Origin of the sequence: Paraglaciecola sp., from assembly GCF_039942875.1 — a bacterium.
Lineage (GTDB): Bacteria > Pseudomonadota > Gammaproteobacteria > Enterobacterales > Alteromonadaceae > Paraglaciecola.
The window spans coordinates 44,069-55,947 of record NZ_JBDVBQ010000024.1 but is presented as its reverse complement, the minus strand read 5'-3'; the positions used below and the strand labels follow the sequence as shown (position 1 = coordinate 55,947).

10 protein-coding genes are annotated in these 11,879 nt (G+C 39.7%); 8 read left to right on the top strand and 2 right to left on the bottom strand.

Going from position 1 to position 11,879, the window contains the following annotated elements:
• Positions 1-155: 155 nt before the first annotated feature.
• Positions 156-3,179: an FAD-binding and (Fe-S)-binding domain-containing protein gene (locus ABJE44_RS06710; protein WP_348112294.1), complete on the bottom strand. Its 3,024-nt coding sequence runs from the start codon at positions 3,177-3,179 to the stop codon at positions 156-158.
• Between the two features lie 250 nt (positions 3,180-3,429).
• Between ABJE44_RS06710 and ABJE44_RS06705 the strand changes: the two genes are divergently transcribed.
• Entirely contained in the window at positions 3,430-3,648 is a 219-nt protein-coding gene (locus tag ABJE44_RS06705; protein WP_348112571.1) for a tellurium resistance protein TerC, read from the top strand.
• Between the two features lie 101 nt (positions 3,649-3,749).
• On the opposite strand, the gene ppsA is transcribed toward ABJE44_RS06705, so the two are convergent.
• Entirely contained in the window at positions 3,750-6,122 is a 2,373-nt protein-coding gene (gene ppsA, locus ABJE44_RS06700) for a phosphoenolpyruvate synthase (protein ID WP_348112293.1), read from the bottom strand.
• Positions 6,123-6,330: 208 nt separating this feature from the next.
• On the opposite strand from ppsA, the gene ABJE44_RS06695 reads away from it, so the two are divergent.
• From ABJE44_RS06695 to ABJE44_RS06665, 7 genes are all read left to right on the top strand, one after another.
• Positions 6,331-7,143, top strand: a complete 813-nt coding sequence (locus ABJE44_RS06695; protein WP_348112292.1) for a pyruvate, water dikinase regulatory protein — start codon at positions 6,331-6,333, stop codon at positions 7,141-7,143.
• Positions 7,144-7,343: 200 nt separating this feature from the next.
• Entirely contained in the window at positions 7,344-7,973 is a 630-nt protein-coding gene (locus tag ABJE44_RS06690; protein ID WP_348112291.1) for a sigma-70 family RNA polymerase sigma factor, read from the top strand.
• Positions 7,966-8,610: a ChrR family anti-sigma-E factor gene (locus ABJE44_RS06685; protein ID WP_348112290.1), complete on the top strand. Its 645-nt coding sequence runs from the start codon at positions 7,966-7,968 to the stop codon at positions 8,608-8,610. Before ABJE44_RS06690 ends, ABJE44_RS06685 begins: the two co-directional genes overlap by 8 nt.
• Before the next feature lie 146 nt (positions 8,611-8,756).
• Positions 8,757-9,185, top strand: coding sequence for a nuclear transport factor 2 family protein (locus ABJE44_RS06680; RefSeq protein WP_348112289.1), 429 nt, complete (start codon positions 8,757-8,759; stop codon positions 9,183-9,185).
• Positions 9,182-9,907, top strand: a complete 726-nt coding sequence (locus tag ABJE44_RS06675; RefSeq protein WP_348112288.1) for an SDR family NAD(P)-dependent oxidoreductase — start codon at positions 9,182-9,184, stop codon at positions 9,905-9,907. The genes ABJE44_RS06680 and ABJE44_RS06675 overlap by 4 nt, the downstream gene beginning before the upstream one ends.
• Positions 9,904-11,157 (top strand): FAD-dependent oxidoreductase, encoded by a 1,254-nt coding sequence (locus ABJE44_RS06670; RefSeq protein ID WP_348112287.1) that lies wholly within the window; start codon positions 9,904-9,906, stop codon positions 11,155-11,157. Before ABJE44_RS06675 ends, ABJE44_RS06670 begins: the two co-directional genes overlap by 4 nt.
• Positions 11,154-11,879 (top strand): DUF1365 domain-containing protein, encoded by a 726-nt coding sequence (locus ABJE44_RS06665; RefSeq protein WP_348112286.1) that lies wholly within the window; start codon positions 11,154-11,156, stop codon positions 11,877-11,879. Before ABJE44_RS06670 ends, ABJE44_RS06665 begins: the two co-directional genes overlap by 4 nt.

Here is an 11,879-nt window from a genome sequence, read left to right as displayed (position 1 = left end):
TTTTTTGATCTCCTGAGAGTAATTGCTCTGAATATTAAGGATGAAGATTGAAAAATCCATTTTGCTGTATGTAATGGTTAAAAAATCCTGTAGACGTACTATAGGCTGGTTACTTTGAAAAAAGGGCAGTGATTTAACTACCCTTTCATTTTACGCTACAAGCTTCTCTCTAAAATTTGCAGTGGATGTTTAGGTTTAAACTCTTCAAACCTCGCTACTTGGCTACGGCATGAGTAACCAGTGGCTAGCACTTGTTCAGGTGCAAATTTAGCCACTGCCTGTTGCCAGCTTAGGTTATAAATACCGGTAGACTCTTCAAGGTGGCTTGACTCGTGGCCAAAGGTGCCAGCCATACCACAGCAACCTACAGATACCAAAGACAGCTCTAATCCGGTTTGTTTAAATATCTGCTGCCATTGCTTTTCACTGGTAGGTAACGCAGTTTTTTCACTACAATGACCGAACAAACCATACGCAATATTACTTGTAACTTTGATCTCTGGTAACTCTATTTGAGTTAACCATTCGTGTACCAATTGCACCTTAAACTCACCTCGTGCATCGCCTAGTACTTTTTGATATTCGTCTCGGTAGCACAGCACCATTGAAGGGTCTACGCCAACTAATGGCACGTTTAACTCGCTTAGTTGACTCAAGAAGTCAGAGGCATCTTTAGCTGTTTTTGCAAACTCTTTTAAAAAGCCTTTAACGTGCTGGGGCTTACCGTTTGGCATAAAAGGTAGCAATATGGGTTCATAACCTAACTTACTGATCAACTTAACAAGTGACTCCACTACATCGGCATCGTAGAAAGTGGTGAATGGGTCTTGAACAATACACACTTTTTTAGTCAATTCTGCTGGTGCTAACCGTTGTAGCTTGGCTAAATCAAACTGAGTGCTTTGTGGTTGGTTAAGCTTGAGTCTTTTTTCGAGAGTAGGTTGTGATAACAAAGGAGTATTCACATAACCAATGGTTTTTCTGATACTCGTATTCACCCAGTCTTGAGATAAAAATAAGTTAACAAATCCTGGCGCTTTTGCCATAAGCGGTGCCATTTTTTCAATATTGCCTACCAAAATGTCTTTGGCAGGTCGCATATACCTTTGGTAGTACATGCTTAAAAATCGCGATCTAAACCCCGGTACATCAACACTCACAGGGCATTGGCTTGAACATGCCTTACAAGCTAAACAGCCTTCCATGACTTCTAGTACTTCGTGTGAAAAGTCATTATCTGGCTTTTTATCGGTGGAGTTTCTAAAACGTTCAAACCAAGTAGGCGGATCTTCGTTGTGCTCTAGTTCGTTTACATCAATATTACTTCTAGACAATAAACGTAACCATTCCCGCACCATGCCCGCTCTGCCCTTAGGACTATGGCGTCTGTCACCGGTGATTTTAAATGAGGGGCACATGGGTGAAGTCGTATCATAGTTAAAACATAAACCGTTACCGTTACAACTCATGGCTGGCTCAAATGATGTTCTGACTTCGATAGGTATTTGCCTGTCTAATTCGCCTCTTTTAAGGCCAGACACTTTAACTAAGCTGTCACTTGACTCTAGCGGCGTACAGATTTTACCTGGGTTCATTTTGTTTAGAGGGTCGAACACCGTTTTAATCTTACGAAGTTCGGTATATAGCTCTTCACCAAAAAATGTTGGCGCGTATTCACTACGGTATCCTTTACCATGCTCGCCCCACATTAAACCACCATACTTGGCCACCAGTGCCACCACTTGATCTGAAATATCTGGCACCATTGCTTCTTGCTCTGGGTCACACATATCTAGCGCTGGGCGCACATGTAACACCCCTGCATCAACATGACCAAACATGCCGTACTTCAAATTATGGCTGTCTAATAAAGCTCTAAATTCCATAATAAAGTCAGCGAGGTTTTCTGGTGGTACGGCGGTATCTTCAACAAACGCGAGAGGCTTTTTCGACCCCTTTATTTTGCCTAATAGCCCTACTGACTTTTTACGCATGGCGTAAATTTTTGTAATGTCTGCTTTATCGTAGGTAATTTGGTAGCCTATTACCCCTAAGCTTTCAGCGTCATCCAAACTTTTGCTGAGGCTAGCAATTTTTTGTTCTATGTCTGCTTGGTCATTGCTGTTGTACTCAACCATATTAAGGCCAACCACTTCTTTACCTTCGACATCTGTTATCAAGTCGGCAACCGAATGCCAAATAATGTCTTGTTTAGCAAGGTTTAATACGTTGCTGTCTACCGTTTCAACAGAGGTAGCATTCGCGGCTACCATACTTGGCGCGTGTCTCAGTGCTGATTCAAAAGAATCATATTTAACATTTACTAAGGCTTTAAACGTCGCGATAGGCGTAATGTTAACTTTTGCTTCTGAAACAAATACCAATGAGCCTTCGGAGCCTGTGATCACCCGGCTAAGGTCTAATTTGGTTAAATCTTTATTCAGGGTGTTTTCTAAGTCGTACCCCGTTAAAAAGCGATTAAGGCGTGGGAATTTTTCCAGTATCTGCTCTCGTTTACCTAAGCAGCTATCTAGTAATTGCTGGGTGATATTTCCTAGAGGAGAGTCTTGTTTGCTTTGTTCTTTAGCTTCTTCCAGTGTGATGGGTGCAGTATTTAAAATAGTGCCATCAGCCAATACCGATGTTAGCCCTAATACATGGTCGCTGGTTTTACCGTACACCAAAGAGCCCTGCCCCGAAGCATCTGTGTTGATCATGCCACCAACAGTTGCACGGTTACTGGTAGATAAATCAGGTGCAAAAAAGAAACCTAAAGGGCGCAAAGCGTCGTTTAATTGGTCTTTAACAACACCAGCTTGTACTCGGGCCCAACCTTCATCAGCATTAACTTCGAGCACATTATTCATGTAGCGAGACATGTCTACGATAATGCCTGATGTTAACGATTGACCATTAGTGCCAGTACCACCGCCCCTTGCTGAAAACCGAACATTTTCAAACTGACTGGCAGTTTTGCCAATAAGAGATAAGTCTTCAGTTGACTTGGGTAGCACTACTGCTTGGGGTAATTGTTGATAAATTGAGTTGTCGGTGGCTACAGCTAAACGGCTGGCATAACTAAACTCTATATCGCCGCTAAACGTCGACTTTTTTAGTAACGCTAAAAATTCTTGATAATCGCTCTCAATTATCGAGCTAGGATCTAACACAGGAAGCATAGTTATAGGACTGCTCTTGAACTAAATTATTAGCCTAATTATACCCAATTGATTCAATAGGCTCTATATCACTTTGTACTAGGTTGCGTTTAAGTTTCATAACCAAGCTCTATGCAATAATGGATTGAACTGCCATTCTTATAGTCAATTAGTCTAATTTTTAACAGTTTGTAACATCTGTTGTTTTGCGTTGTCCTATTGAGTGTTAGACTATATATATTACCAATTTTTAAATAGGCAGAGGCATATGATGAAAAATATTAGGATCGCTTTTGGCAGTATATTCGCCCTTATGGGAGTGGTACTGTTTATTGTGCCTGGCTCTTCATTGTTTTTGTTATTAGGTCTAATTCTACTAAGCTATGACGTACCCAAAGCCCGTCAATGGTTAACGGTATGCCAAAACTCTATGTCCAAGTCAGCCCGTCGTTTAGACCGTTTTTTACTTAGACGTAAAATTAAAGGATAGCAGCAAGTTACTTTTTAAAGTTTAAAATGCCCAATTAACAAAAAACCGCACTCTGGTAACAGAATGCGGTTTTTTAGTGTTGGCAAACCACTCGGTAATTATTAGGTGTGCTGCTCACCTAAATACAGCCATGTTTCTACTACTGTATCTGGATTAAGCGAAACACTGTCTATCCCCTGCTCTACTAACCACTGAGCTAAATCTTCATGATCTGATGGTCCTTGACCACAAATTCCTACGTATTTACCACGCTTTTTAGCCGCTTGAATTGCCATAGACAACAACACCTTAACCGCTTCATTTCGTTCATCAAAAAGGTGAGCAATCAAGCCTGAATCTCTATCCAATCCAAGGGTTAACTGAGTTAGGTCATTCGAGCCAATTGAAAAGCCATCAAATATATCTAAGAATTGATCCGCAAGCAGTGCATTGGATGGTAACTCACACATCATAATGACTCGTAAACCATTCTCTCCTTGCACTAACCCTTGTTCTGCTAATAAGTCTATGACTTGTTGGCCTTCTTCAAGAGTGCGAATGAATGGGATCATTATCTCGACATTGGTCAAATCCATTTTGTTACGAACCCGCTTTATTGCTTCGCACTCAAGGGCAAAGCACTCTCTGAAATCATCAGAAATATAACGACTTGCCCCGCGGAAACCCAACATTGGGTTTACTTCGTCTGGCTCATACTGGTAACCACCCACTAGGTTAAAGTACTCGTTAGACTTAAAATCAGACATTCGTACAATAACTTTTTTAGGATAGAAAGCAGCAGCAATAGTGGAAACACCTTCAACCAATTTTTCGATGTAATATTCAACTGGCGAAGCATATCCTGAAATCATCTCAGTGATTTCATTCTTTAGCTCATCAGGTTGCTCATCAAAGTTCAATAACGCTTTTGGATGTACACCAATCATACGGTTAATAATGAACTCTAAACGTGCAAGTCCAACGCCTTCACTTGGCAAACGTCCAAAATCAAAAGCCCTGTCTGGGTTACCCACATTCATCATGACTTTTAGTGGAATATCTGGCATTTCGTCGACGCGAGAAGTGATAACGTCAAAATCAAGCACATCGCCATAGATATACCCCGTATCACCTTCCGCACACGAGACAGTGACTTTTTCACCATTATCAATGGATGCGGTGGCATTACCACAACCTACCACTGCAGGGATCCCTAACTCACGAGCAATAATAGCTGCGTGACAAGTACGACCACCACGGTTAGTCACAATAGCAGAGGCTTTTTTCATGATGGGCTCCCAGTCGGGATCTGTCATATCTGTAACTAAAACATCTCCCGGCTGAATTTTGTCCATTTCTTCGACGCCACTCAGTACTTTTGCAATACCAGCCCCTATTTTGTGCCCTATTGCACGGCCTTCACATACTGTTTTCGCCTCACCTTTTAACATAAAACGTTCTATGACTTGTAAGTCTTCACGACTACGAACAGTTTCAGGCCGAGCTTGCACTATGTACAACTTTCCATCTATGCCATCTTTAGCCCACTCTATGTCCATAGGGCGTTTATAGTGCTTCTCGATAATGACAGCTTGTTTAGCTAACTCCATTACTTCGTCATCGGTTAACGAATATAAACAGCTGTCTGAAGCGTCAATATCCACAATTTCAACTTGTTTGCCATGAGCAGTATCGTTTGAATAAATCATTTTGGTGAGTTTACTACCTAGATTTCTGCGCACTACCGCAGGCACACCTTTGGCTAAAGTCGGCTTATGTACATAAAACTCATCAGGATTAACCGCACCTTGCACAACCATTTCCCCTAAACCATAGGAAGAAGTAATAAATACCACATCTTCAAAGCCTGACTCAGTATCAATTGAGAACATCACACCGGAAGTAGCGCAGTCACTGCGTACCATGCGTTGTATTCCAGCAGATAGTGCTACACCTTTGTGATCATAACCTTGATGCACTCGATATGAGATGGCACGGTCGTTAAACAAAGATGCATAAACATGTTTAATGGCAACCATAACGGCATCGTAACCTTTCACATTTAAGAAGGTTTCTTGCTGACCAGCAAATGATGCATCGGGCATATCTTCTGCAGTTGCAGATGAACGAACCGCAAAAGAAGCTTCATTTCCAGATTCGCCTTGTAAGGTTTCAAAGGCACTTCTAATTGCATTTTCTAATTCAGGTAAAAATGGCGTATCTATGATCCAGTTTCGAATCGTTTCCCCGGCTTTTGCTAATTCTGGAATATCATCAACATCTAAGTTGTCTAATAAGTCATGAATCCTTGCCTCTAACCCACTTTGCTCTAAAAACAAATTAAATGCATGAGCTGTCGTAGCGAAACCACCAGGGACTTGCACCCCAGCGTTTGATAAATTTGAAATCATTTCCCCCAATGATGCATTTTTACCACCCACTACACCAACATCTCCCATCCCAAGTTGTTGGTACCACAACACATGTTCTTGCATTTTTACTATCTCCTAGAAAACTTTTTGGTTGTTTTACAAAGCTAATAATTTAATCTTAGTTAATTCAAAATCGACGCTAAAACGGTAAATAAAACAAATACTTCAATGAATAAGTGTTTGCTTGCGGCTGATTTTAGAATGTTGTTATTATGAAAGTAAAATTTAATTACATTTCGTAATTAAATTACAACAAAGTTAAGGAAATGTTGTGAGACTAGCATTTTATATTTCAGACGGAACAGCCATAACCGCAGAAACTTTTGGCCACGCACTCCTATCCCTGTTTACGATAGAGCTAAAACACGTCACTATTCCATTCGTCGAAACAACCGAACAAGCAGAAGAGGTAGTTCAAAAAATATCTGAAAGTTTTCAAGATACCAAACAGAGACCTTTAGTATTTTATACAGTGGTAAATACAGAAGTCCGCAAAATCATCTCAAAATCAGTTGGAATTAATTATAATTTTCTTGATCAATTTGTAGCACCGCTAGAAAAAGTGTTGGGGGTAACAAGTAAACCTGAAAAACACCGCTCTCATAGTATTCACGAAAAAACCTACGATATAAGAATAGAAGCTGTAAATTATGCCTTAGCCAACGATGATGGTGCGAACCTAAAAAACTACCATGAAGCTGATGTCATATTAGTGGGTGTTTCTCGTACCGGTAAAACCCCCACCAGTCTTTACCTAGCGCTACAATTTGGAATTAAAGCGGCTAATTATCCTTTTACTGAAGACGATATGGGGGATATTTTACGGTTACCCCCTACCTTGAGGCGCTTTAAGGATAAGCTTTTTGGATTAACAATCCATGCTGAGCGCCTACACCAGATTCGTTCAGAACGGCGCCCAAATAGCCGCTATGCGTCTATGAAGCAGTGCAGGATGGAATTAAGAGAAGTTGAGAACATGTATCACAAAGAAAAGCTCCACTTTTTAAATAGCACCTATTATTCAGTAGAAGAAATATCTGCCAAAATTTTAGCCCAAACAGGATTACAACGTCGTAAACATTGACAGTTAGACTCATTCAACAAACAACGAGGCTAAATCTGTATTAACGGCCTCACTATAATTGCCGAGTAGCAGCTAATGTTTAAGCATTAATTAGCTTTATTAATACTCTTCACCATTAATATAAGTTATTCGATTGAAAAATGATCCTATTTAAATCTTAACTCGTATTTCGGTTTATAAGATTTAATGGAAAAAGTATAATGCTTGCAAACAATCTAAGAACGCATCATGTGAATATGGTAGTAACTACTAGTAAACAGGTGAGTAACACTAAGCATCCTGAGTTGTGCGTGTGGTTGCAAGACGTAGCCATTAGCCGCGATAAACTAGCCTTCAGTAAACTTTTCAAATGGTTTGCTCCTCGCATTAAACAGTTCGGCATCAAACAATTTAATAATGAAGCGCAAGCGTTAGAGCTTGTACAAGAAACCATGACGAACATTTGGCGTAAAGCACACCTATATCACGCTGATAAAGGTGCGCCAACTACTTGGATGTATTCGATAATGCGTAACATGAGCTTTGATATGCTCCGTAAAATCCAGACTCAGCGCACGGAATCAATTAGTGACGATATATGGCCTACTGATAATATTCTGGTGTCAGAAGATATCGACAATTTTGAGGACCACCTTCAAAGCCGAAATCTTAAAGCACTATTAAACCATCTGCCTGAAAAGCAAAAACAGGTTGTTGTCGGCCTTTTTTACAAGCAAGTCACCCAAGAACAATTAGCGCAACAACTTAACTTACCAATAGGAACAGTCAAATCTAGGTTGCGTTTAGCGCTGAACAAGCTCCGCCAACTAATGGGAGACTCAGATGATTAAGCACCACCCTACACCATCATTATTACTAGCCTTTACACAAGGGCAATTGGACGCATCCTTGTCGATTGCGGTATCTGCTCATTTGGAGCATTGCGAGTGTTGTCGCCATCAAGTTCTTGCTCTTCAAGAAGCCTCGGCACAATATCTGGACGACGATTGCGAATTAGATGAATGGCAAGATGATGACATGATCGCATCGATAACTGATGACGATTACGAAATACACCCAAAACAAAGCATGCCGCTTCAAGTAAACTTGAAGGGTAATGATTATACTCTACCTAGAGCACTGCAATCTGTTTCACTGTCTAACTGGTTAAAATTGGGCAAGTTAGCGAGAGCCCGAGTTGATCTAAACGAAGGTGAAGTGCATACCAATCTACTGCACATTGAAAAAGGCGGAACGATTCCTTTACATACCCATAAAGGGTTCGAGTTAACAGTGCTATTAGCGGGAGAGTTTAAGGATGAATTTGGAACCTATGTACCTGGAGACTTTATTTGGCAAAATGATACCAATACACATTCACCATCCACGGTAGATGGTTGCTTATGTTTGACGGTTGCCAATAACTCAATGCATTTTGTTCAAGGAATTAGCCAAGTGTTGAATCCTATTGGCAAACTCATTTATTAGTGCATCCTTACTAAAAATCGATATGAACAGGCCCAGTAAATGGGTCTGTTTACTTTTCGAGCAGCCGATAATAAATTTACTCTCAACAAACTGATCCTCACTATCTTTCGTTTCGTAAAGTCACTTATATATGAAGAGTAAATGATATGAATTCAAAAAAAATCGAAAATTTTGTTACGATTTACCAAAAGTTAAATAAAGATAATTTAGCCCTTTTAGAAGATATTTATCATCAAGACGTTGTCTTTATCGACCCTCTACACACAGTTGAAGGACTAAAAGAGTTGGAGCAGTATTTCTCTCACCTTTACAGTAATCTGCAATCAATAACCTTCAATATCGATGAGTCTGTAGAAATCAATGATAGAGGCTTTTTGTATTGGACCATGACCTATTGCCACCCATCTCTGAATAGAGGGAAGCCTATCAATGTTTCCGGCCATAGCCGCATAAAATTCCACAATGAACGGGTTATCTTTCATCAAGATTATGTTGATACCAACACCATGATTTTTGAACACATACCTTTGGTTGGAAAAGTCATAAAATACCTAAAGAAAAGAGCAAGTAAATGAAACGAGTGTTAATTACTGGCGCGACTTCTGGTATTGGTAAATCTCTGGTTGATATTTATATCGACAATGGCTACGAAGTTGTCGCCACAGGTCGCGACCTAACAAAACTAGCGACCTTAAAAAAGCAGTACCCGAGCATTCACACGTTAAGTTTTGATATCACACAACTGCAACAAGTTTTAGACGCTGCCGAAGAAGTTAACAGTATTGATCAGCTTATCTTAAATGCAGGCAACTGCGAGTACATGGAAACAGTTAACCCATTTGACAGTGCCCTATTTGAGCGCGTCATACGTACAAACTTATTATCTGTTGGATACTGCTTAGAAGCGTTCTTACCTAAAATTAAACGCAATGGGCAAATAGGCATTGTAAGTTCCAGTGTGACTTATTTAGCGTTTACGCAATCTCAAGCCTACGGAGCCTCGAAGGCAGGATTAAATTACTTAGCCAGAAGCCTAAGTGTAGATCTTGCGAACCAAGATATCGGGGTAAGCTTGATTCAACCAGGCTTTGTAGAAACGCCATTAACGGATAAAAACACCTTTGACATGCCTGGAAAGGTCACTTCTGAGTTTGCAGCAAAAGCGATATTCAAAGGCATGCAAGCCAGAAAACATTCGATAAAATTCCCTACGCTTTTTATCAACATTCTTAGATTATTGTCCACATTGCCGTTTGCGCTGTGGCGAAAAATCGCAATTTATTTGGTGAACAAATGAAAAATATAGCCATTATCGGTTCAGGAATATCAGGGCTCACTACAGCGTATTTACTTAATCAAAAACACAAAGTTAGCGTATTTGAGAAAAATGATTACATTGGTGGTCATACTGCAACTGTAGACATCAAGATTAAACAAAAAGAATACTCGATTGATACCGGTTTTATCGTTTTTAATAATAAAACCTATCCTAGATTTTTAAAATTACTGTCCCAATTAAAACTTGCCCCTCAAGAAACTGAAATGAGCTTTAGTGTGAAAAATCAAAACACAGGTTTGGAATACAATGGCCACAGCTTAAGTACCTTATTTGCTCAAAAACGTAACGTGTTAAGACCAAAATTTTGGAAACTTATTTTAGACATTCTGCGATTTAATAAAACCTGTAAGCAGTTATTTTCAGAAGACTCAATTCCACTGGACCTAACCTTGGGTGAGTTTTTAGATAATGAGCAATTTAATGACTATTTTTGTCAGCATTACATTTTACCTATGGGGGCTGCAATATGGTCCACAAGTTTAAATGAGATGCGTCAGTTTGAATTAGGCTTTTTTATTAGGTTCTTTCATCATCATGGTTTATTGAATGTAAGTGACAGACCTCAATGGTATGTAATCCCAGGTGGCTCAAGGGAGTACATTGCACCTTTGATAGCGAAGTTCAAAAACGACATTCATCTAAACGCTAGCATAAGTAAAGTTAGCCGAGAGTTGGATAAAGTGAGATTGTATTTTGAAGATGGTACGAGTCAGGATTTTGATGAAGTGGTATTTGCTTGCCATTCAGATCAAGCACTAGCTTTACTTGCTGATCCAACTCCACTCGAAACTGAAATATTAGGTGACATTGATTACCAAAATAACGACGTGGTGCTACATACAGATATCAGTTTATTACCTAAACGAAAAGCCGCATGGGCTAGCTGGAATTATCAACTTGATGGTAATTTTGACCGCCAAGCGAGTGTGACTTACAACATGAATATACTGCAAGGGATAGCGTCAAAAGAAACTTTTTGTGTAACCCTAAACCAATCAGAGCAAATAGCACCAGAAAAAATAATTCGTAATTTCACCTATGCTCACCCAGTATTTAATCAAGCCTGCATTGCTGCGCAACAAAAAAGAAACTCTATTTGTGGCGTTAATCATACTCATTTTGTAGGCGCTTATTGGTACAACGGTTTTCATGAAGATGGAGTGCGTAGTGCTACTGACATAGGTCTAAGGTTTGGAATTAGTTTATGACACTAAATAGTGGAATTTATGCTGGGAAGGTGCGCCACAGACGCTATAAACATAACAATCATAGCTTTAGTTATTCCCTGTACATGTTGGCCATTGATTTAGATGAAGTTCCTCAATTATTCAAGCAATCACCTTTGATTGGCGAAAAGTGGTATCACCCTATTCGCTTTAACCAAAAAGATTATATAAAAAGTGAACTGGGTACCTTACGCCAACGTATAAAAAAGAAAGTAGTAGAGTCAGGCGGTAAATGGGATGGACACAAAGTGACTATGGTAGCCCAAGGTAGATGTCTAGGTTTGTATTTTAGCCCAATAAACTTCTATTTTTGTTATGACCAAAATCTACTTTGTCAATATATGCTGGCAGAAGTCAGTAACACCCCATGGCGTGAACGTCATTACTATTTGGTAAACTTAGCGAATAATAAACCTACTCCCAAAACATTTCACGTTTCACCTTTTATGGAAATGGACATGGATTATCACTGGCGTGTTACCCCTCCAGGAAAAAAAATGCTGGTACATATTGAAAACCATCAAGACAGAAAAGTATTTGATGCGACCTTAGCCATGTCAAAAAAGGCTGTCACCGCGAAAAATATTTTATCTACCCTGTGCAGCACTCCCAGTATGACGCTAAAGATTGTATTAGGTATTTATTGGCAAGCTGTAAAATTATTTCTTAAAAAAGTGCCTTTTGTTGCACACCCAGAACACTGA

Coding starts and splice junctions, on each gene's coding strand:
- ABJE44_RS06710 (WP_348112294.1), bottom strand. CDS start 3,179: ATGCTTCCTGTGTTAGATCCTAGCTCGATAATTGAGAGCGATTATCAA.
- ABJE44_RS06705 (WP_348112571.1), top strand. CDS start 3,430: ATGAAAAATATTAGGATCGCTTTTGGCAGTATATTCGCCCTTATGGGA.
- ppsA (WP_348112293.1), bottom strand. CDS start 6,122: ATGCAAGAACATGTGTTGTGGTACCAACAACTTGGGATGGGAGATGTT.
- ABJE44_RS06690 (WP_348112291.1), top strand. CDS start 7,344: ATGCTTGCAAACAATCTAAGAACGCATCATGTGAATATGGTAGTAACT.
- ABJE44_RS06685 (WP_348112290.1), top strand. CDS start 7,966: ATGATTAAGCACCACCCTACACCATCATTATTACTAGCCTTTACACAA.
- ABJE44_RS06680 (WP_348112289.1), top strand. CDS start 8,757: ATGAATTCAAAAAAAATCGAAAATTTTGTTACGATTTACCAAAAGTTA.
- ABJE44_RS06675 (WP_348112288.1), top strand. CDS start 9,182: ATGAAACGAGTGTTAATTACTGGCGCGACTTCTGGTATTGGTAAATCT.
- ABJE44_RS06670 (WP_348112287.1), top strand. CDS start 9,904: ATGAAAAATATAGCCATTATCGGTTCAGGAATATCAGGGCTCACTACA.
- ABJE44_RS06665 (WP_348112286.1), top strand. CDS start 11,154: ATGACACTAAATAGTGGAATTTATGCTGGGAAGGTGCGCCACAGACGC.